Genomic DNA, 23,573 nt, shown 5'->3' with positions numbered 1-23,573 from the left:
GGTGGAGCAGTTGATGCGTGGAGCTCGACTGCAGGGCATAAGGCGTGGGCAGGATGTGCGGACAACGGTGGCCGGCGACAAGTCGCTCTGTCCGCTGGATCATGTCCAGCGTCAGTTCCATGCCGATCGTCCGAACCAACTGTGGGTGTCGGATTTAACCTATGTCTCGACCTGGTAGGGCTAGCTGTACGTGGCCTTTGTGATTGACGTCTTTGCGCGGCGCATCGTCGGCTGGCGAATCAGTCCCCACATGAAGACCGACTTCGTGCTCGATGCCCTGGAGCAAGCCCTGTACGCCCGTCAGCCGCACCGCACGGGTGGCCTGATTCACCATAGTGACCGTGGTAGGTAGTACGTCTCTATCCGCTACACCGAGCGACTGGCGGAGGCCGGCATCGAGCCCTCGGTCGGCAGCAAGGGCGATAGCTACGACATCGCCTTGGCTGAAACCATCAACGGGCTGTACAAGACTGAGCTGATTTACCGTCAGTCCTGGAAGAGTCGAGAAGCGGTTGAAATGGCGACCCTGGACTGGGTGCACTGGTACAACCATCAGCGCCTACTGACCTCAATCGGGTATATACCGCTTGCAGAGGCTGAGGCAAAGTTCCACCAGCAACAAACAGGTCAGGCCGTGGCAGCCTGACTTAAACGAAACGGCCTCCACGAAACCCGGGGCGATTCAACACTGCGGCTGGGCATGCACTGATTCAGACTCACAATACGCTATTTGACCCTCACAAATATCATCTAATTTAATTTTAACACTACTCATAGCGTTTAAAAAACTCAAACGGCTAGCCCAACAGATACATCTGGACTAGCCGTCCTGAGGATTAACTCCAGCTCGTTGCTATTACAACTTCCAATTGGTTTCGTTCAGCAGTCCCCCACTGTACCCCGGGGTCGCCGAATCCACCTGAAAACGACGACATCGCGTCAACCAAATTTTGAACTTGCCCCTCAAGTAAAACAGCACCATCAGCGGCTACAATTTGCTTGAGCCTCTTGGGCTCCGCTCCAAACCAGTTACTGACCGTTACGCTGTCATCTCCATACATCTGAGTAATCGTTAGGTCGTTGCCATGTTGCGCGAACCAAAGTCCGTCATGGGCAATGTCAAGGACCTGTAGAGTGTCGTCAAAAGAGCCATTATCATCTTGAAGATTGATTATGTCTTTGCCACTTTTGTAACCAACGATATATGTATCAGCGCCTGCCCCTCCTTCAAGGGTGTCGTCGCCGATACCACCAGATAACACATCGTTACCATTCCCACCAAAAAGGTGATCATTTTTCACGCTGCCGATCAGGTAGTCATCGACTGAAGTACCAATCAAATTATTGTCTAAAGAGTGGGAACTGAGGGTCATAGCATCGGTGGGTCCGTACCCTTCGGGCACAGGCGGAAGTTCTGATTTGATTCGGCCAATATCCCAGACAGTACCGTCACTGAACTGAATTTTATCCAGCGGCTTGGTCTGATATTTAGCCCAATTAGTATAGGTGACAGAGTCATCACCCTCTCCAACATGAATCGTCAAATCAAGACCTGAATACTCAAATGTCAAATCCGAAGCCTGTATGCCTAGACCTAAGGAAAGTATGTCTCCTTGGCCCAAGGTCAACGCGCTAGAATTAAAGCTACTGAGCGGCTCTGCCCACAGACTCCGAATAGCACTCGATAACTCAGAAGGCATTCCAGCCCAATCAGTATAGGTTTCTCCGCCATATACAACATCCGAAAAAAGACTACTATAGCTAGAGGAGTCTAGATGAGCCAAATCAGTTATGACGTCTCGACCATCCCCTACGTTAAAGGCAATCCTATCGACGTGCTCTGTTCCGAAGATCGAATCGTTACCGGTTCCACCATAATAATCGTTACCGGCACCGAAGTAGTCTTCAATCCGATTACCAAGCGTATCGTCACCGGCTCCACCATTTATGGTGTCTGCGCCTTTTCCGCCAATAATGAAGTCACCGCCATCCCCACCAACGAGCAGATCGCTGCCTTCACCACCAAATATTGTCTCACCATAGACGCCCCATGGCTGAACCTCTTGACCTCCAATAATCGTATCGTTGCCGCTGCCACCAGCGATCATGTATGTACTCGAGTTACCGTTGATCAATGCACCATTATTGTAAATGTCGGGGACCGCAGACATTCCATGAGAAGCAAGAACATCTCCTAGAGCCAGTTTCTCTCCGTTCCCAAGTTGGAGATACTCTATACCACTGCCCGACTCATCATCCGGATGCGGCATAACAAGCCTAACTACTTGTCCATTTTGTAACGTGATGTCCAGAGTAGCGTAGATCATCGACGCCTGATGCTGCCCAAGATTGCCACCGAAGATTATGTCTTCTTGATAGTTTCCATTTAAAACCACCTCTCCCCATGACAGGCTGATCGAATCGAAGGACGTCAGATGTTCAAAAACGACAGTGTCTTTATGGTCGACAGATAGATCATAATGACCATAATTACCAGGAACATAATTGCCATTTTGATCGATCGTTCCACCTCGCTGGATCATATTGCGATGATCAAAAATTAATGCGCTCCCACTTCCGGAAATCACATAAATATCTTGCCCGCCCCCACCGATAAGTGTGTCATTTGCGCCTTGGCTAATCAGATAGTCATCTCCAGTAGCACCGGTCAACAAGTTGTTCCCGCCACCGCTAAGAAGCATTGTCCCTATATGAATTTTTGATCCAACAGAGTCATCCCACTCGACAGCACTGATAGAATCATTTCCCGCACCGCCAGAAAAACTGTTGGAGTTGCTTACCGTTGCATTAGTGTCCTCATCGCCTCCGAGCACCTTCGTGAAGGTGGTGGTATTAGTAACAGTCGTTTGCGTCGTGGTTTTGAAAACTGGAACAGTTGTAGTTACAGTTTCGTAGCGCCCCTCAGGATAGTAAATCCAGTGATCTTTTGAAAGCACTAGAAACTTGTCCGCCCCTCCAGAATTTAACAATGAAAGTAACAGTGCGCGGTCGGCTGCATTATCAAGGGAAAGAGTTCGCATCGGACCATTTTTATATATTACCTCCGTGCTAACACCATTTTGGTGCTGCTCGGAGTGCGACACATACTGCGAGTCGTAGCTAGAAGCAACCGTAACATAGCTTGAACCAATAGTAAACTCTGAAAAATTAGCAATATCTAGAGTTTCATTATAACCACCGTCAGTCTGGCTATTAAAAGATTGAATATAATGGTAATTGCCGTCCGAACCTACCTTAAGACCTCTTTCGATCTCTTGCGCAGCCCACTCTCCCTTAACACGACCTTTAAACTGTTGCTCCAGTCCGGAGATATTGATCTCGGAGACACCGTTCAAATTTTCAAGGAAGTCAAAAAGTGAAGTCTCCAGACCTAGATAGCTGACTAGCCACTGCGAGGTTCCAGCGTAGTAGTCCCGTAAGGTGAGACTTTCGTCCGAAATCGCACTTTGAAGAACTAGATCATTCCCCGAACGTACATAGCTAAGCGCATTAGTTAGCACGTCGTCGCGGACAAAAATTTTGCTCACACCATGCTCTGGCATGACAACGTCGTTCCCCATGCCGATCTCGAAGACGTAAGCATCAATCCCTTCGCCGCCGTCTAACGTATCATCACCGGCATTTCCGGCTAAGAGATCATCACCATCTCCTCCAAGAATTAAATCATTACCTGACCCACCACTTAGATCATCATCACCTGCCCCACCGAAGATTTGGTCATCGCCAGAGTTTGCGACTATTATATCATTTCCCGAGCCGCCTGATATATTATCAGCGAAATCAGAACCGTATATGGTATCGGCTCCGTCGCCACCATTCAGAATACTAGCGTCTCTATCACTCGCATCGAGTATCAAACCATCAAAAGACTTAATTAGCTCCGAAAAAGGAACGATTGTACCGTCACTATATTCAAATTTGTTGATGGCGCCAAACATTCCGTCTTGGATCGTTGCGCTTCCGCCAGGGTAATTTATAACGAATATAGAACTGCCATCTGCTGAATATCCATTTGTGATGCTAACTGCTTCTTTGGTAATACCAACACCAAACTTTATGGTATTAATGCCTACCGAATCACGAATCTCATCGACTCCGTCGCCGACATTGATTAAATATGTATCATCCCCGGCGCCACCAATTAAAATGTCATTGCCTTTACCGCCGTCCAATATATCGTTACCGTCAAACCCTTCAAGCTGGTCGCCTAAGTGGCTACCGTGTAAAGTTAAGCCAGGAGTTTCAATTGGGGTGCTAGAGGCTTTTACTAACGACAAAAGTTGCGTATACGTGGCAGAAACACCGTCTGAAAAATTGAATATTGAGTTGCTCCACCTCAACCCCCCAAGCAATGAAAGCATCGAACCGTTCTTGCCAGAGATGCGTAGGGATGGGTTCGCAGAGGTCGCCGAGGTCATCTCGACTTTAATTCCTTCAAGTTCGAATCCGGGGCCGAAATTGATTACATTGACCCCGCCTGCGTCCATGATTACATCTGAGCCGTCGCTACTTGAAAATAGATAAACGTCATGTCCCGAACCTCCAATCATGGTGTCGTTACCGGAACCACCAAAAAACACGTTATCTCCTGATAAATCACGAAGTATGTCATCCCCGGCACCACCGATGAGCATATCGTTTCCGCCATCCCCTATTAGCAGGTCGTTACCATTTCCTCCGTCAAGATAATCATCATCTGAACCCCGATAGCCATCATTAAGATTATTCCCTCCTATAAGCGTATCATTATCTTCTCCTCCATAAATGGTATCGTTGCCTCCTCCGCCAACCAGTTGATCGTTTCCCGAGCCACCCTCTAATCGATCGTGCCCATCTTGCCATGACGGACCGGATTGTTTATCCCCCCATATGATATCGTCCCCTTCATCACCATGAAGATTATCATCTCCAAATTCACCGACTATCAAATCCGCATCAAGACCGCCATAAACAGTGTCATTGCCAGGAGTCGAGCCATCAGGGTTGTCGCTATCTCCATATATAGTATCCTGACCGCCCCCGCCACGAATAAAATCATTGCCAGTCATTCCGTAAATTAGGTCGGAATCGTCTCCGCCGTCGATTAAATCATCTCCACCGACGTGGCCAGTGCTAGAGCTTTCGTCACCGTAGATTGTATCAGAGCCAACGCCGCCATAAAGCTCATCTGCATCCCCTCCTCCGCTAATTACATCATTACCATCACCACCATAGATAAGATCTTTACCTGCTGATTGATCCGATACAGCATCTCCATGTAAATGATCATTCCCTGCGCCGCCAAATATAGTGTCGTCTCCTCCGCCACCATATACGTCGTCGTCATCGCTCCCACTGTTAATGTAATCATGGCCAGCGCCACCAAGTATGGTGTCATCACCCCGACCACCATAGATAACCTTGTTACCAGTTCCGTTATTCTCAACGGTCATATTTTCGGTGATGATATTTACTGTCGAGCCTGGCAGGCCGTTACCGGATTTTGCAATTACAACAGACCAGTCAGTGATATCACCATTTGATCCGATCTCGTAACCGACTGCCCCTCCAAGAATCAAATCATTTCCTGCACTGGCCAGCAACCAATCATCACCCTCCCCACCCATTAACACGTCATCGCCAGCGGAACCCACAAGGGTGTCATCACCGCCAACACCTGTCAGAAAGTTTCTGTCCGTTTCGAACGGTGCGTTACTCCCTTCGTCAATAGCATCTGTTATCGAGATTTGTTTGAAGCCAAACATCAAATCATTGCCAGCGTCTCCAATATCGTCGCCAAATATCGCGTCCTTTCCCTCACCTCCAATCAGCAAGTTATCATCACGATTGCCAATTATGGCATCATTACCCTCGCCACCATCGTACGTATCGTCACCACTGCGGACTCCATGAATAACATCGTCCCCTGTTAAGCCAGAAATGCTATCCAAACCATCTGTATCCCAGAAATGATCAGGTCGATTTAGTAAGATGCTGTTTGGATCATCATTGGTATTCCCCCACTGATCATACCCGCCTGATGGCTGTCTATCACCAATAATGAAATTAACGCTGCCCGACGAAGAGTGGGACGGAGGGGGCACATAGTCCTTAAGATCCAATCCGAAGCTACCCTTATGATAGTCTTCGATTGTTACGGAGTCCTTGAAAATAGAGTACGTTATTATCAAGTTTTGCTTGCCAGACGGCTCAGTCTCTAGAACGATCCTTGTAAAGGGGGAGGCTTCCCATACATTACCGTTAGGGGATTCTTGCTTTGCCTCAGAGAGAACCACTCCATCAATTACGATGATGCCATCATCATCAATTATCTTGTCTCTCCCATCAAAAGTATTAAACTCATAACGATCCAAGCCAGAGCCACCTACTAGCAAATCGTCGCCACGCCCGCCGACTAGTGTGTCATCACCATTATCACCATACAGCTCGTCTTGCCCTCCTTTCCCATCTAGGCTATCGGAGTCATCACCACCCTGCAGAATATCGCTACCGACTTCACCTACTAGTTTATCATTTCCTTTACCACCAACCATGTTCATGCCCACTGCCGTCGCTGCAGCTTTTAGGGCATCAATCGATTGGGCTTCGCTCATAATATCCGTGACTTTTTCTAATGTAAGCACGTCGTCGCCAATCGACCCAAAAACTACTGCACGCCCTTCCTGAAGATAGGAAGTAATGCCAAAATTTTCTAGTACGGTTGGAAGATAGCCTGAAAATGCAGGAAGAGTAAGGGCTTTGCTAATCGCTGACACATGGTTGAAATCGTTTATATTTTTTTCTTTATTGAAATCTGCCAAAGTATAATCGCGCGCTGACGGCACATCTTCAGTAAACTTGAAATCTACACGCCGCCCGATCCCCCAAGGGTCGATAAAGCTTTCTAGCAAAGGATTGATCAAGCCAGCCAGACCATCAGTGCTTTTGAAATCAAAGTTCTCGTCAGCTTCCGGCCGCGGAACTACTGCATAATCGGTTATATGAAGCGTCCCGTCCGCGTTTAAAACAAATCTAGAATTGCTTGATATTTTAAACCCAGCGCTGTTCCAAACGTAAACACGATCCCAGTAGTCACCGGACTGATCGTCTACGGCCCAATGTTGAAAATCAATGGGAGCAAATTTTATATTTAAATGACTAGCCATTTCTATAGCGGTGTAACCGTGCCCGACCTCCATCCAAGCAGAGTCGTAAGAGTCTGCGAAGAACTGCTGAACGATCGCGGAGTTCGCCCCGAGAGCAAAGCGACCTGGGCCACTTTCCATAAATGACGCTGTATCTACCAAAACCGACAGCCTGTCAGGTCTCTCTATCAATGCCGCATCCGCAATGTCAGCAGGCCTTTCAAGCTGACCATAGAGGTACAAATTAGTAACTGATTGTATGTCGAGCTGCGTCCAGTTAAAAGTCGTTGCTGTCATCTTGCAATTCCTTGTCAGTTATCTTTACGTTATGTAATTCAGCGGAGGGAACACCAGCGTCTGAGCTTCTCAAATTACCACACACGTCATATTTAAAAGTAAGCCAATCATCATAAGGCTCAGGCGCGCGGGGATTGACTCTAACTACAACTTCTTGAAACCCTGTCAATCTTTGAAAGAAACTTGCGTGCCTTTCCACATCGCAACAATTGTTCCCGTCAAAGCTTTTAGCCCACCTTGAATATTTTTCGTCGTAGGGCTTTATGTTGTGACGAGTCACACCTCCCAACTCCTCAACTGAGAGAACTAATTTCCGCTGTGTCTTCAGTATGTTGAAAGTGGCGCGCTGAAATTCAGAACCAGGAATTATTCGATGTTCGCTCGCGCAATAGCCTACTGGATCAACCGGATGAAAAATGCAAACAGCAGCGACCAAAACCAATAACACCACAACTACAAATCTCGAGTTCTTTAACATAAGCACCTTACTTCCTGCAAAAATTTTCGCTGGTTTCCTAAGCCAATCCGAGTAGCGTCTTGTAGCGACTTGTCCCCTTTTGTTCACAGTATTCCCTAGCATCAAGTGCCGCTCTGGCGCGCAAGTTATCAAACTCCGTCGAACTAGCCAGCACTTTTATGATCTTTCTAGATATCTCGTCAGTATCAAAAAAATCTACCAGAATCCCGTTTACTCCATCTTGGACAACTTCTCTTACTGGAGGTGTATTCGACCCAACTATCAAGCACCCTGCCGCCATAGCCTCTAGCAAAGACCACGAGAGCACGAATGGGTAGGTTAGATAAACGTGACAGCTTGACACCGCTAATACTGTCTTGTAATCCGCATAGGAAATTTTCCCCATAAAATGTACGCGGCTATAGTCTGTAACAACCTCCTTGAGCATCAACTCTTTCCAAGATCTCACCTTATCTGGTTTACGCCCATAGCTTACGTCCTCTCCACCGACAATTACTACTTGGCAGTTTTTTCTAGCCTGAAGTAGCGGTGGCAACGCTCTCATAAAGCTATGGAAACCTCGATATGGTTCTAGCCCTCGAGCAACATAAGTAACAACTTCGTCATCCCTTCCTAAAACCATCCCATTAGGCAATTTTAGTCTTGGCAACTCCTGAAACTCAAACTCTTGTAATCTAATCCCTTCATGTACAATGCTTATCTTATATTGATACGCTTTGGGATGAACGCTATGCTGCCATCTAGTTGGGGTAATACCCAAATCGCAATTTTCTAGATTCAATAAATGCATGGCGTTTCGAGCCCGCAGACCTGCTGCCATATCTATGGACAAAGGAAATTCCGGATCAAAACCGGCGTCTGCGCCTATAGAATGATAATAAAACTCACAAAAATGAACTAATTTACTATTTGGAAAAATGTCCTTTACGAATAATGTCTCACCCCACCCTGGATGAGCAATAATTACATCTGGGCGATAGCCGTTTTTCTTTAGCTTAAGTAGCACCTTAGCCACAGCTTGCCCATAAACGATTCCGGAGTCGTAACTCCGAAGGTATGGGTGGACTTCAGCTGGGGCTGCGCATGCAATTCGATACCGTATTGCTCTTACTCCTTCGCATCCAGGCGCCGCATCTTTACAAATTGCCAATACATTATGTTTTCCTTCGTGAGCTAGCCTTGATGCAAGTGGTCTAAACTGCCCGGGAAAATTTTGATGTATAAATAGAACATTCAATTTGCAAACACCTTGCGCTATAAAATGTAAATTGCCGGTTAAATTGCTGATTACACTCAGTTACCAAACACCTCTAGACGCACTTGTTGATAATTCAAACATGAGCTGCTACCGGAGCACTTCGAGAATTCACCATATAACTGATCACCTTGTTGCTCCAATTTTTCTAGCAACTATCTCAAATTTTATAACGACACCCCTACAAATAATATGATTATCGCTGTCGCCATTTTCTATCGTTCTCTAAGCCCCTCAGAAATATGCTGAGTTAGCGGTGAAAGGAAATAATCTATTACTCGCCGCGAGTCTATCTTTATTTCTGCATTTACGCTCATGCCTGGGCTCAATACAAATGCATGCCCATCCACGAACAAGCTGCTTGTATCCAGCGTTATTTTGCTGCTATAAATCAAACCTCTTTTTTCGTCATCTATCGCATCTAAAGATATGCTTCTAACTTTACCCTGTAGCGTCCCGTACTTTGTAAATGTAAATGTATCAACTTTTACGGTAACACTTTGCCCTTCATGTATGAACCCGATATCTTTATTCTCAACCATCGCCTCAATTTCTACAGGTTGATTTTCCGGCACTAGGTACATTAACGGTTGCGCAGGCGTGACTACACCTCCTACAGTATGAGTGATGAGTTGCTGCACTGTGCCATCAACCGGCGCTTCAATTGTCGTTAAGTTTTCTTGATAGATGGCTTTGTTGAGTTCTTGTGCAAGGGAGGCAATTTTTTGATCAGCCTGCTGCAGCGAGTCGAGCATGGCACGCTTTGTCTGAGCCAAGACGCCTTCTTTGCGTCTCTCAGCTTCTTTTAGGGCAGCCGTCGACTGCAAGACACTCACTTGCTGAACTTTTAGTTGGCGTTCAATGTCCAGTCGCGCCTGTTCTTTTTCGAAATAGGCATGGCGTGCAATGTATTGCTTTTCCAGCAGATGTTCATAATCGTTCGCCAACTTAGTAGCAATTGGCAACGCTTTTTGGAAGTTCATAACTTGAGCACGCGCGCTCTGGATGTCTGCTTGCCGTTGCTGAATCTCGGCTTCTACCAAATCCAGGCTGCTCCGATACTCCTGATATTGACCTTGAAGCCATCTTTCTGCCGCTAAAATATGCCCGGGGTCTGCATCAGGAATTGACCCAGCCAGCGAGCTAGGACTTTTTCGCCCACTGATAGCATCTAGCATCGCTTCGGCTCTTGCTCTGTCGATTCGCGCTGCAAGTAGATCGCTACGAATTCGGCTCACATCAGCATCTGCCGAGGTCGAGTCCAGCTCCAACAGCACTTGCCCTGCTTTCACAGCTTGACCATCTGTGACGTGAATCGCCTTAACTACTGCGGTCTCGCTGGACTGGATGACTTTGGTCTTACCGCTAGGAATAATCTTTCCTGATGCTGTGGCTACCACATCTATTTTGCCCACAAATGACCAAGTTAACGCCAGCGCCGCAAAGGCCATGATTATCCACATGAATATCCTAGGTGCAGGATGAACCGGCTTATCCTGCAACTCCAGTGCTGCGGGTAAAAACTGCACCTCATGCGCGAGACGTTTGGGAATGTCCATTTCCTTTCTACGTCGCCACGACTCACGCCATACCCGGCGATAGCGGTGTCCCAGCCCCGCTTTATCAGCGTTAGACATGCCCACCTCCTTGCTGCAGACGATGCAGACGGGAGTAGTGCCCCGCTTGATGACTCAGCAGTTCTGCATGGCTGCCCTGCTCCACTATCTGGCCACGGTCTACCACCACAATCCGGTTGGCATCACGCACTGCTGAGAGCCGGTGGGCGATGATTATTACCGAGCGGCCTTTACAGATGGATTGCATGTTCTGCTGCACAATCCGCTCAGACTCGTAGTCCAGCGCACTAGTGGCTTCGTCGAAGATCAGGATGCGCGGATTGCCCATCAAGGCGCGTGCGATGGCAATGCGTTGACGCTGCCCGCCTGAGAGCGAAGCCCCGTGCTCCCCCACCATAGTGTCGTAACCTTCAGGCAACTCGAGAATGAAGTCATGGGCACCTGCCAGTTTGGCGACAGCGATGACAGCATCGAGCGGCGCGCCAGCATCGCTTAGCGCGATGTTCTCCCGAATGCTGCGGTTGAAAAGCATGTTGTCCTGCAATACGACGCCGATCTGACGCCGCAACGAAGAAACATCCGCAAGGGCCAAATCCATTCCATCGATCAACACGCGCCCGCGCTCAGGAACATATAGTCGTTGCAGCAACCGAGTGAGTGTGCTCTTGCCGGAGCCTGATCGCCCTACGACACCGATCACTTCACCGGCCTCGATTTCGAGGCTGACACCTCTCAAGATTTCAGAACCGTCCGGCCGGTAGCGGAAATGTACCTGGTCAAACTCAATGCGCCCCTTGATCGGAGGAAGCGCGCTACGCGTCGCCTGCGACAGTTCAGTGCGAGTGTTGAGGATGTCTCCCAGACGCTGAACCGAAACACCGGTCTGCTGGAAGTTGGTCCAAAGCTGAGCGAGCCTCATAATCGGCTGCGCAACCCTGCCAGCGAGCATATTGAACGCCACCAATTGGCCCACTGTCAGTTGCCCGTCAATAACCAACCGAGCACCTACCCAGAGGGTAGCGACGGTGACGAACTTACCAATCAGCGAAACGCTTTCGTTAGCAATCGTCGACAAAGTCTGGGTTTTGAAACCGGCGGCCACATAACCAGCCAACTGGTTGTCCCACTTGCGAACGGCCTGTGGCTCGACAGCCATGGATTTCAAGGTGTCTATCCCGTTGACCGTCTCTACCAGAAAAGCCTGATTTTCGGCACCACGAGCGAAGCTGTCGTTCAAGCGTGCACGCAGGACAGGAGTAATCAACACCGAAACAAGGATGTATAGCGGAAGCGAGATCAGAACGATCAGCGTGAGCCAGCCGCTGTAGTAAAACATCACAGCAATGAACACCACCGAGAACAACACATCCAGCAGCAACGTGATCGCGTTACCGGTGATGAAGCTACGGATGTGCTCGAGCTCACGAACTCGCGCGACCGAATCACCGACACGCCGTGCCTGGAAATACGAAAGAGGCAGCGTGATCAAGTGCCGGAACAGCTTGGAACCCAGCTCTACATCAATCCTGCTGGCCGTGTGCGCAAATACATAACTGCGCAATCCGGAAAGGCCCGATTCGAAAAGCATCACACCCGCCAAGCCGACCGCAATTACATCGAGCGTCGTCAGCCCGTGATGGACGAGCACCTTGTCCATCACGACCTGAAAGAACAATGGCGTGATCAGTGAAAAAATCTGCAGAACAAAAGAGACGAGCAGGACCTCGCCAAGCAGCTTGCGGTATTTGACAACCGCCGGGATAAACCAAGTGAAGTCAAAACGCGAGCTTTCACTTGGCGCTCCATTGGCCGTACCCACCAGGATCAATTGTCCCGTCCAACGCGACGTCAGGTCTTCAAGAGTGACAATTTCTGGCCGCTGCGCTCTTGGATCATGGATAAGCGCCTTCCCTTGATCGAGGCGCGCGATAATAAAGAAGCCACCGCTCTGATCTTGGGCAATAGCAGGCAGCGGCGTGCGATCAAGGCGATTCAACGTGACTTGAGCGACCTTCGCTTTGAGGCCCAGCTTTCGAGCCGCGAGGAGGAGTTCAGGAGTCTGAAATGCGCCGCCAGAGCTGAACTCATGGGCAAGCTGTTCCGCTGATGCAGCTACTTGATGAAACCGCGCGAGCATCACCAGGGTCGTGAGACCGGTGTCTAAACTGGATCCATTACTCGGACCTACGGACGGTTCTGCGGTGTTCATGACGCTTCCCTGCTTGAGTGATGTTGCACAATGCCACTACCGATAGTAACAACTGATCATTGCGCACAGAAACGTTTTGTATCATCCCTGATACAATATTTTTCAATCGATTATCACTGTCAGATTGAAGAATGAGATTTACAGGTTGGGAGGTAAGAAATCCCGGCTGGGTTCGTAGTCACGCTTGAGGTAAAACGATAAGACGTTGAGATCGTCTGGGCTAAGCGTACCCGCAGCGTACTTCAGTTTCAGGTTATCCAAGATGTAGTCATAGCGGGCATCGTTGTAGTCCCGCACCGCCGCATAGAGTTGACGCTCAGCGTTGAGTACATCGGCTACGTTACGTGAACCAACGTCGACGCCGACCTTGTTCGCCTCAACGGATTTGAGCCCTGAACGGATGCTTTGCCGACGCGCATTGATCTGCTCAATGTCTGCGTTGATTCCACGGAATGCATTACGGGTATTGAGCACCACCTCGCGACGGCGTTCTTCTTGCTCATCACGGGTTTGGTAGAGTCGCTCGGTTGATTCACGTACTTGCGAATTGACCATTCCGCCGGAATATAACGGGATGTTGAGCTCGATGCCGATACTGCTTTGCGCCACATCGCCACGATAGCCGTCTCGACCAAAATCCGTCGGATTGCTGTACCCAAAACTATCGTTGTCGCCCTTTCGGTAAGAGGCGACAGCATCCACGGTCGGGGCATGGCCAGCTTTGCGCTGGTTCAAGGTTTGTTCGGCAGCGTCAATAGCGTGCCCCGATGCCTGCAGTTGGAGATTTTGCCTGATGGCCGTGTCGACCCAAGTAGTCGAGTCGTTTGGTGTCGGCGGATTGACGGGCAACTGATGACCCATGCCGGCGATAGACCCATACGACTCTTTGGTCAGCCGCGACAAGGCTTCGTAAGCGTCGTCGACTTTACGTTGCGCTAACTGACGATTCGCCCGGGCATTGTCATAGGCAGCCTGCGCATCGTACACATCGGTAATGCTCGATGCCCCGTCTTCCAGCCGCCCTTGAGCTTGGTCTCGCTGTCGCAGCAATGCCGCTTCCTCAGCCTGCGCTGCGGCCAATGAGTCAAGTTGCCTTAGGGTCTCGAAGTACGCTTGTGCCGAAGTCAGGACAAGCTCCTGCTCCTTGGCCGATAGCTCAAGTTCTGATTGCAATACGGTGGACTGAGCGGCTTTCAGTTGGTACCAGCGATCAATTCTGAACAAAGGCTGGCTAAGGTTCGCCCGAAACGTGGTCCCACTTCGCTCTCGAGTCAACGATGGCTCATCACGATTGAGGCGAGTGACCTCGCTCGTCGCGCCAGCCGTCAGGCTAGGCAAAAGTCCTGAACGAGCCTGAGGGATCGCTTCGGTTTGGGCTTGGTAAGAGTGTCGAGCCGCGGAAAGCTTGGGATCGTTTTGGGTTGCGGCCTGGTACACAGACATAAGATCTGCGCGTTGAAGCGTCTCAACGGCAGACCACGCAGACAGCGAAAACATGGCGGCTGGAAGGCCAAGCCAAAGTCCAAAAACACGAATCTTCATGAGCAATCCCTGCAAAATCTTCAATGGCCCGCCAAAAGCGACATCAACCGGTATGCCCGGCCGCTCTCGGAGCGTGCGCAGGATATGATGGGATTTATACGTTCACAAGGTGGCCACGAAAGGATTTTGGCAATTGGCCATCAATCTGACGGATGGCCGTTGAGATGAATCCCAGAACTTGTCGATGAAGAAAGTCACTGAGTATTTGGTTATATCAATCTAGCCATCGTTTGTTGTTAGAAGCGTTGACGACCAAATCGTACTCAAAACATCCTTCAATTTTTCCATTTAAATAATATAGCCTCAGGGTCACGATATTGGCCTGGGTCGCACAATCACCATGACCCACAGCAGCGCGGTCAGCGTGATGATTGCCGACCGCGGAAGCAGTTGGGAATGAAGTTTGCCGATCTCTCGCAGCCTACCCCAAGAGACAGGGCGTCGACGGCGTAGAAGACTCTGATGAGTGCCACCATCCTTTTTATGGAGAAGACACGGTTTTGGCGCTCAAAACTGCTCAACAGACAGCAGGCTTGGATGTAGATTTTCGTTCATCCACGAGCAGCATCAAGAACTTCATGCAATTCAGCCCAAGGATGATCTGTAACTTCGCTCCGGACGGGACAAGACGCGGCATGCTGAAAAGCAGATTCTGCGTCAAGCAACGATTGAACTGACATGCAACTGGTACAGACTGCTAGGCCGGCTACAAGCGTCCAGGCCGCATTCCATGCTTCAATCTTCTCTCCGGTACCCATAAAGATATCCTCCTGCTCGATTGGTGCGTCAACATCCACAGGGGCCAGCATACTCATCCAGTCATGACACCGGAATCGTCAAACGGATACCCTCGAACGGAGATTTTATCCAAGCTTCATATGGGGCCATGAAGTTAAGTAAATCGGCATCGCCGAAGCCTGCTTTGAGGCCTGCAGTGGCGACCAGCACGGAAGAGTTGATGATGAAATGAGGCCCCCCTGACGCGGCTGCTTACGACGCAGCCGCATGTCAGACCTGCAGGTGCGCTATTCATGCGCCGTCAGCTTCCGGCGATCTCTCCGAAGTATCCCCTCAGCTATCAGACCAAACTCGTCTTCGACTGCTCCACCGTCTTCACTGAATAGGTTCTCGTGTTGAAGGCCGGCAATGCTCTGAAAGAAGCACCTCTCACATAGTGCAGCTCGTTGCGCTACCCATCATGCTTCGTTCCATCCCCCCAAAAGACTGAAGGTTGCGAATCGGATCTGATGGGCCTCTGCTCCAACTGCGTGAATTCGTACCATTTCGCTGTAAGCATCGCACAATCATTGCACCGGCTCATGAGAGGCCATGCCGTCGGCCCTATCGCCAATGCTGGGCTTCGACCGCTCGCGAAATTATCTTACATTTTTTGTAAGTTACATTTTTTGTAAGCTACATTTGAGACACATCTACTCTCTTTTCAATCACTTTCTGCTTAGCTGACTCACATGATCAAAGAGCCCGTGCCCCGTTCAGAACTGCTCAAAACCCTACTGCTATGGGGCGGCCGGCTAGGCAACGCGCGCCTGCGTGAGCTTCTTGGCATGAAGGTGACGCGAGTCAGTCAGCTCATGAGTGAATTTCAAAGCGAGCACCCCACCTGGGTGGAGTGGGATTCTGTGGCCCGGAGCTATCGAGCGACTCCTGCGGCTTATCGCACCAAAATCGACACATGTTCTTCACTGGGTCGCTATCTTTCGTTGGTCGGGATATCACATGCTCAAAGCGAGTCGACTCGGCACCGAATGATATGGAGCGCTTTTCCAGATATCTCCACTCCTGTTCCTCGCGTCTTTGCCCAGATCAGCGAGGCGATAGAGCTTTCAAAGCGAATCCAGATCAATTACCGCTCGATAAGCAATCCTGAACCCCATAGGCGCGAGATCTCTCCTCACAGCATCGTTCGAGCAGGGCGTCGATGGCATGTGCGTGCCTTTTGTTCAAATCGACAGGAATTTCGTGATTTTGCGCTTGGGCGAATTGACTCTCCAAAATTGCTACCCCTTTCAGCCGCAAAGCCAGCTGACGACGATTCTGCATGGAACACACAGATCCAAGTTCGGCTCATTGCGCACCCGAAACTGAACCTGGCTCAGCAGGACATGATTCGATTCGAATACTTTTCAGGCGCCGCTGCGCGCGTTGAGCGATGTCGCGCAGCGATGGTCTCGTACTTCATTCAAGACGTGCGGGCGGCAACGGATTTGTCCAAACACTCTCCCCCAGAGTATCAACTCGCGATCGAAAACATGGAGGAACTGCGACCATGGATGTTCACAACGTAGGTGGACTTGGGTCGAGGCTGTTCGAGCGTATCCCTGACCGCCTGTTCGGCCCGTTAGCATCCCCCAATCGACACCAATACTGGTCGCTTCTGTGCTACCTCTACCGTCGTCGTTTTGGCCCAGACGCACCGCTTCCGCCGAGCCGCGGTTTTGTTCCGCGTGACATCTTGCAAGATGTGGAAGATCACATCCGATACGCGCCTGATTGGCATCTGGAAGAAGGCGATGACTCAGGACTCAGCCTGGATCAACGAGCGGCAAATTACTTTCGCCGTCTGGTGCAAGCCGGCTGGTTCCGCACCGAAAAACACGGGTTGGCCCAAACCATTTCAATGGCGCCGTCCGTGAGCCAGATGCTCACACTACTCGTTGATTTCGCCGAGAAGGACCCGGTTTTCGTCTCTGGGAAAATCCATTCCATCGATGCGCTGATCTCCAAGATCTTGAATGGAGGTGGCGGCGGCGATGTCTTTCGTGAGGCGGCTGAGCAATGCCGAAACCTGCTCGTTTACATCCGAACTACAGGTACCAATGTTCGGGACTTGATGGCCTCAATCGCGACTCAGGAGACAACTGCCGAATATGCTCGGCGCTTCTTCCGCGACTATGTGCTCAACATGTTCATTGGCGACTACAAAGAGCTGCGCACCCAAGAGCATCCATTGTCCAGACGCCCACACATCCTGCAGGCGGTCGAAACGCTTTCCAGCGTTCCTGAACACCGCATGAGATTGATGGAGTGGTACACCTCTCGTCTGGCAGACGGTGACAAAACCAAAGCCACCGCCGCGTTTGATCGAGATCTAAGGCGCCTCGAAGAACTGAACCGCGTCGAGGAATATCTTGAGCGCCTGGACGACGAAGTCCGCAGTGCGAATAAGTGCGCATTGATTGTTTTGCAATATCGGATTCAGACGGTCCGCCCCATCGATGATCTTCTGCGGCAGGCCATCGACGGGCTGCTAGCCAACGGACAAGAGGAAAGCTTCGACGGCCCCATGGAAACCTGGCCTCATGTTTTTGCACCAGGGTCATTAATGAGTGGGGCCAAACTCGCGCAGCCGCGCAAGGAAATTCAGCGTCTCCCCCCTTCTCCGTTGCGTAAGGCGGTGCTATCGGAGCACACCCGAGCGATTGGCAATCTGGTCCGACGTGCCCAGGAACGCAGACGTATCACGCCGGCAAAATTAAGGGCCTATGCAACCTCAGCCCTGGACGGACAAGAGAAGATCGAGAGCGAAGTCCTACCCGTCGACAGCATCGAAAATCTCCGCGCTTATCAAAGCTTCAACACCCTCGCGAACTTGTTGAAATCGAAGATTGCCACCTCTGGCATGCAGGCCCGAAGGCAGATCGCAGGCTTTGATGTAGTGAGCGACGAAGACGGTCCGAACGAACACCCTTTTCTCATCGCGCAGTCGTTTGAGATTCGTCTGCGCAAGCCCAGATCCAACAACAAGGGGGATTAGTCATGAGCAGCTATTGGCAAGACCTTGCAATTAACTCTGACGGGTACTACGAAGCAGACGATTTTGCCTTGGCCACTTACCGATTGGTAACGGATCAAGTGATCTATTACTCGGACCGCGGCAGCCGAAAAGCCTTCGGCATCATCGACCAATATGAACGCCATGTCGCCAAAGCCTTGGCTCCCCTAGGAGTTACTGTTGGAGTGGACCGGCAGTTGATGTATGCCTACGCCCTTCCACAGCATTCCAGTCCTACCCCAGCGACCGTCCCTCAGACGATGTTCGCTCTCGTATTACGTGGGCTGTACGAAGACGGCATGCGCGCCGGGCAAGTATCTGATGAGAGCGGAGAGATCATCTGCGACTTCATCGAGTTGCAGGAAAAATACCGACTCATGACCAATCGAGAGCTTCCTCCCAAAGGTGAACTCGAGGCACTGATCCGAGCAGCCTCGCGGTGGGGCATTGTTCGCCGCTTGAAGCCCGGCAACACGGACCTATCCGGACTGGAAATCGAATCCGAAGACGGAGGCATCGCCATACGCCCCGCCATTCGCGTCATCCTGGGAGAGTCGGCTCTACAGCAGCTTGCCTTATGGGGCGCCAGGAACCAGGACACTGATTCGCCGGAGCAAGACAGCGATGCCGAAGAGCCAACGTTGGAGGACACTCCATGAAACGTCTTGAAAGCATCAAGCTGGTCCAGTTTTTACTGTATGAGAGCGAAGAATTCAGGGTAGGTGAGACAAGTGCCATATTTGGATCGAACGGCAGCGGCAAGAGCTCGGCGCTTGATGCAGTACAGATTGCGATGTTTGGCGCCAACAAAAGCCACATGGCATTTAACGCTCAAGCCGATGCCACCGGCTCTAAGCTAACCCGGTCGCTGCGATCCTATTGCCTAGGACAGTATGGCGATCAGATTGTCGACTGCGCGCGCCCTAATTCAACGACCTACATCACGTTGACATGGCGAAATACAGAAACAAACGAACCGACTACCACCGGCATTTGCATTGAAGCCTCGCTTGAAGCTGAAGATGCGACGGTCGTCGGCCGCTACGTGGTCAACGGGCTCGAACTGGCAATGTCTGATCATCTTCAATCTATCGAAGACGATTTCAGCCCTTTGCCGTGGAAAAGTTTTCGTACCCGCCTGAAGGAACGCGCAAACATCCTGGGCGAGGATCCTTTTTACGATGATCCCTCCAGCTTCACCAAGCAGGTGCTGTTCGCGTTAAGGGGCAAAAACGGACAGCCATCCTATGATGCCTTCATCAGAGCCTTTCGCTTCGCATTGCGGATGAAATTCGACAAGACCGTAGACCACATCGTCCGTAATGATGTGCTCGAGAGCAGGCCTACAAATGTTAAGAAATTCAAGGCCATCGTCGACACCTTCAAGCATCTCAATTTGCTCATCCAGAACGTAGAAAAGAAGATTGCCCAAGGCAAAGCAGTCGCCGGCCAATATCTCGCTGCACAGACCAAGCTTCGTCGCGCAGTATCTTGGCGAGCCATGGCAGCGATTGCTCAAGAGGAAGAGGCTCAGCTTGCGTATGAGAACGCTGACGACGTCCTTCAAAAAGCCATTCAGACCACGCAGCGGCTCACAACAACCAGCCAACGCCTGAGGGATTCTCTATTAGCGTCCGAATCTGAAATTCAGCACCTAACAACACGCCAGCACCTTCACGCTGCGCACAAGGAAAACGCTGATGCCCATTTGGGTCAGGTAAATGCCCAGCAGGCGTTGGCCAACGGCACACAAGCACTTCATGACGATCTTCAGAAAGTCTGCATTGCACTCGACACTGCTGTTGAATCGCCTTACCTGGCAGAGGTGCGAGAACATACGCAGTCTCTCGCAGCGCGTTTGCGCCTTTTGATCTCGACTCCGGGGCTAGCCAACGTGGCATCGCTTAGGGCGCCTCTTGAGGAGATGGCATCAGTCGGTATGGAGATCAAAACCATACTGGAAGCCATTGTTCATGAGCTAAGTGGTCAGGTGTCAGCCATTACTGAGGAAATTCGCGTCCTCGACGGTTCGCTGACACGAGTGATGGAAGGCCGAGCCCCCTTGAGCGACGATGCCCAAGTACTTTTGAGAGAGTTGCGCGATGAAGGACTCAATCCAACCCCGGTGTGCGATCTGGTCAAAATCATCGATCCTGGGTGGCAACCCGCAATAGAGGCCTACCTTGGCAAAAATACGGAAGCCTTATTGCTTCCTGAAGATCAAGAAGAGCAGGCGTTTGAAATCTATCGCGAATTGAAGGGTCGCAGAGCAGCGTTTGGCGTCAAGATCGTTCGCAGCAATCAGGTCAAGATCGCTCAGACCAGTCTGAAAGGTCTAGTTGCGGAACTGATTGAAGGTCTCAATCCGATCGCAGTCGGTTACCTGCGTGGCCAGCTTGGAAATTTGAAGCGAGCCGAGGGAAAAGATGACGCACTCAAGGGCGAACGGACCTTGACCATGGACGGGATGTACGTCAGCCCTCGAGATTTTGAACGCCTTAGATTGAACAATGAAAAATTGCGGATCGGTGCAGGCACGCGCAGTCAGGCAGATCGGCTCAAGGCGGAGCTCGCTTCGGCGAACCTCAAGCTGAGACGAAATCAGGATCAGCTTACGTCCACCAGGAGAACGCTGGATGTTATCTCAGGTCTGGGAAGCGAATTCGCCAGCCGCCTCATCCTCAGCCGGGCGACTGCGTATGAAGAAGCCGTTCGCCAGTGTGAGCTTGCAAATCAACGGGTTGCCAACATCGCGGATGCCGAATATGTCGAGATTTGCGAACGAATCAAGACGCTCCAGGCTGTCCTGAACCGACTCAAGACTGATGAGCGAAACGCGTCTAACGAAGCTATCAAAAGCGAGTCACTCATCCCGGGTATGGAACAGACGCTCGCCAGCAGCAAGCTTCGTTATGAACAGTGCATCCTGTTCAAGCAAAAATGCCGTGAGCACATCGATTATGACCCAGACTTTGTATCCGCTGAGTGGAGCAAGCTGATCGAGCGCTTTGATTCGCCCGACACAATGATTGCGCATTGCCAAGAAGCGTCACAAACAAACGAACGGACTGGTAACACGCAGGCGAACGGCGCGCAGAGAGATCTGTGGGCCTATCTTCAGGAGCATCGCGAAACGCTACCTCAGCAAGATGTGGAAGATTGGCGCTTGGCGAAGGCATGGATCGATAACTACGTGCAGAAGCTCGAAATCACCGAGCTTCCAGAATACAAAGCTCAAGCCGAAGAAGCCTACCGGGCTTCTCAGGAGACGTTTCGCCGAGACGTGGCGATCGCACTCAACACCAATCTCGAATTCCTTCGTCAAACCTTTGATCGCCTCAACGCAGCCCTTCTAAGCACTCCCCTGTTCACGAACGGGGAACGCTATCAATTCATGTACAAAAAACGGCCTCACCTTAAAGACTTGCTCGAATTCATCGAGAAGGTCGCGGACTACGGTGTAGACGGCGGGTTGTTTGGAGATGCCGGCAGCATCCCGCCCCAGTTCGAAGAATTGCTCAAGGATAAGGCTGCCCCGGGCAACTCTGGCGAAAAGAGCCCGCTGGATGACTATCGCGAGTTTTACGAATTCGACATTCGTATTGAGCAGGTCGCTCCCGACAACACCTTCAAAACCATCGGCCATTTGAGCAGCCGAATTGGCCCAGGCTCCGGAGGGGAGCACCGCGCCCCCCTGTACGTCATTGCGGGTGCTGGCCTTTGGTCTGCTTATCGTATGGACCATGGTGGCAATGATGGTCTGCGGCTGATCATGCTGGATGAGGCATTCGACAAAATGGATCCCTCCAACACTGTGGCCACGATGAAGTATCTGCAGGAGCTTGGCTTGCAGGTTTTGCTCGCCAGCCCGGGAGAAAACCTTGGAATTCTGAACGCCTTTCTCGATAGCTATTTTGAAATCCAGAAAGATGCTGTCCGTCACGTTGTCCAGGTAGATCGGATGGAGGTCACAGCGGCGATGAGAGACCAATTCCGCGAGGATCTTTGGGAATTCCACCCGGAACTGGTCGAAGAAGAAATCCTGGCAATAAGAAATCAGTCGAATGGATCGCAGCGCCTCGCCGATGGAGCGGCTCCATGAAGGACAAAATCGCCCAAGACATTCTTCTGAAATTGCTGACGATGGGTAACAAGTCGGCGGCAGGCGTGCGTAAACACGCCCCAGCCTTGACCGCGACCAAACTCAAAGCCTACGGATCGCTTAGAAACTGGCATCAAAAAAATCAATGCGAAGAAGTCTTCCTCGAAGCTCGGGACCTCGGAGCGATCAGAATCGTGCGCGACAAGCTCAATCCAAACGATGGGCTTATCGAACGGATTGAGCTTGTCGATACCGGCCTCCTTGCCCAGTTTTTGAATCAGACGACACATGCGGATGTCATGATCGATGCGATGACACTTCTTGAACCTTATTTGGCACAGCATGATGTGCTTGAAGAGGTCATCAGCAAATGGTCGCGCATGGCCAACGTCCGAGGCTCAGGACCGACAGATGCACGCGACTGGGTCGAAGCGATCACTGTTATCGATCGGTGCTCGCGCAGCCAAGATGCCACGCTCTCACCAGTGCGCGAAACCAGCGCTCGCCTGCTCCGCAATAGCAAGCGGATCGAGCAGTTGACCGCCCAACTGGATGTTCTCCTGCAAGGATCTATTGAAGCGGCCGCACGAGCACCAACAGAGGTATGGCAGGAACTGGGGCTGTTCAAGGAAGAGCAGCCGGTATTGCTGGCTGGCAATGTAACAATCGCCAGAACACGAGTGACAGCACTGCTTGATGAACCCTACACAGGGCTTCCCGCCAGCGCGGTACAGTCGATCTCAGGCCTGATCGATGCGGTGCTCACCATCGAAAACCTGACCACATTCCACTCTGAAGCTAAGCGTCATGCGAACCGCCCCACACTGCTGATCTATACCGCTGGCATGCCCTCTCCGGCATGGAGGGCGATGTATCATCGCTTGTTGACGGGAGTTCGCCCTGGAACGCCCATCTATCACTGGGGAGATGTCGACGAAGGTGGCTTTCGGATAGCTTCTGTTTTGGCCAAAACATCTTCAGCCGCAGGTCATACGCTCCTGCCCCACGCCATGACACCGGATCATGTTCCTGAAAAAATGAGACGAAGCGCCTCGAAAAGAACCCTGATGCGCATGAAGCATTTTGCAGAAGCTGCCGGCTGGCCAGACCTGGGAGAAGATCTGTTTAAAGCAGGATTTGTTGTTGAGCAGGAAGCTCTGTAGAGATTCGATCAG

11 protein-coding genes and 1 pseudogene are annotated in these 23,573 nt (G+C 50.9%); 6 read left to right on the top strand and 6 right to left on the bottom strand.

What is annotated here, in order from left to right:
• Positions 1-646, top strand: a pseudogene (locus tag CE491_RS07820) (IS3 family transposase); the annotation flags it as partial.
• A gap of 190 nt (positions 647-836) precedes the next feature.
• On the opposite strand, the gene CE491_RS07815 reads toward CE491_RS07820, so the two are convergent.
• The 6 genes from CE491_RS07815 to CE491_RS07795 all read right to left on the bottom strand — a co-directional run bounded on the left by CE491_RS07815 (position 837) and on the right by CE491_RS07795 (position 14,458).
• On the bottom strand, positions 837-7,442 hold the full coding sequence (locus tag CE491_RS07815; RefSeq protein ID WP_110947774.1) for a calcium-binding protein: 6,606 nt from the start codon (positions 7,440-7,442) through the stop codon (positions 837-839).
• Positions 7,423-7,920 carry a hypothetical protein gene (locus CE491_RS30205; protein ID WP_199885028.1) on the bottom strand — a complete coding sequence of 166 codons (498 nt, stop codon included), beginning with the start codon at positions 7,918-7,920 and terminating at the stop codon, positions 7,423-7,425. The genes CE491_RS07815 and CE491_RS30205 overlap by 20 nt, the downstream gene beginning before the upstream one ends.
• A 37-nt stretch (positions 7,921-7,957) precedes the next feature.
• Complete coding sequence (locus tag CE491_RS07810) at positions 7,958-9,157, bottom strand: glycosyltransferase family 4 protein (RefSeq protein WP_110947773.1); 1,200 nt, start codon at positions 9,155-9,157, stop codon at positions 7,958-7,960.
• Between the two features lie 233 nt (positions 9,158-9,390).
• Positions 9,391-10,812, bottom strand: coding sequence for an HlyD family type I secretion periplasmic adaptor subunit (locus CE491_RS07805; RefSeq protein WP_110947772.1), 1,422 nt, complete (start codon positions 10,810-10,812; stop codon positions 9,391-9,393).
• Positions 10,805-12,961, bottom strand: a complete 2,157-nt coding sequence (locus CE491_RS07800) for a type I secretion system permease/ATPase (RefSeq protein ID WP_110947771.1) — start codon at positions 12,959-12,961, stop codon at positions 10,805-10,807. The genes CE491_RS07805 and CE491_RS07800 overlap by 8 nt, the downstream gene beginning before the upstream one ends.
• A 138-nt stretch (positions 12,962-13,099) precedes the next feature.
• Complete coding sequence (locus CE491_RS07795) at positions 13,100-14,458, bottom strand: TolC family outer membrane protein (RefSeq protein ID WP_234407540.1); 1,359 nt, start codon at positions 14,456-14,458, stop codon at positions 13,100-13,102.
• 1,514 nt (positions 14,459-15,972) lie between these two features.
• Here CE491_RS07795 and CE491_RS07785 point away from each other — a divergent pair.
• The 5 genes from CE491_RS07785 to CE491_RS07765 are packed head-to-tail and all read left to right on the top strand — an operon-like array spanning position 15,973 to position 23,561.
• Entirely contained in the window at positions 15,973-16,809 is an 837-nt protein-coding gene (locus CE491_RS07785) for a helix-turn-helix transcriptional regulator (RefSeq protein ID WP_110947769.1), read from the top strand.
• A complete protein-coding gene (locus CE491_RS07780) occupies positions 16,791-18,278 on the top strand; it encodes a Wadjet anti-phage system protein JetA family protein (RefSeq protein WP_110947768.1) in 1,488 nt (495 codons plus the stop codon). Before CE491_RS07785 ends, CE491_RS07780 begins: the two co-directional genes overlap by 19 nt.
• Before the next feature lie 2 nt (positions 18,279-18,280).
• The gene (locus CE491_RS07775) at positions 18,281-18,955 is read left to right on the top strand and encodes a DUF4194 domain-containing protein (RefSeq protein ID WP_110947767.1); all 675 of its coding nucleotides are present in this window, start codon (positions 18,281-18,283) and stop codon (positions 18,953-18,955) included.
• Complete coding sequence (locus CE491_RS07770) at positions 18,952-22,398, top strand: SbcC/MukB-like Walker B domain-containing protein (protein ID WP_110947766.1); 3,447 nt, start codon at positions 18,952-18,954, stop codon at positions 22,396-22,398. Before CE491_RS07775 ends, CE491_RS07770 begins: the two co-directional genes overlap by 4 nt.
• The gene (locus CE491_RS07765; protein ID WP_110947765.1) at positions 22,395-23,561 is read left to right on the top strand and encodes a Wadjet anti-phage system protein JetD domain-containing protein; all 1,167 of its coding nucleotides are present in this window, start codon (positions 22,395-22,397) and stop codon (positions 23,559-23,561) included. Before CE491_RS07770 ends, CE491_RS07765 begins: the two co-directional genes overlap by 4 nt.
• The last annotated feature ends 12 nt before the right edge of the window (positions 23,562-23,573 follow it).

This window comes from Pseudomonas bohemica, from assembly GCF_002934685.1.
In the GTDB taxonomy this organism is placed as follows: Bacteria; Pseudomonadota; Gammaproteobacteria; order Pseudomonadales; family Pseudomonadaceae; genus Aquipseudomonas; species Aquipseudomonas bohemica.
Note: the sequence above shows the minus strand (reverse complement) of the source record. Positions and strands in the feature narration are given on the sequence as shown.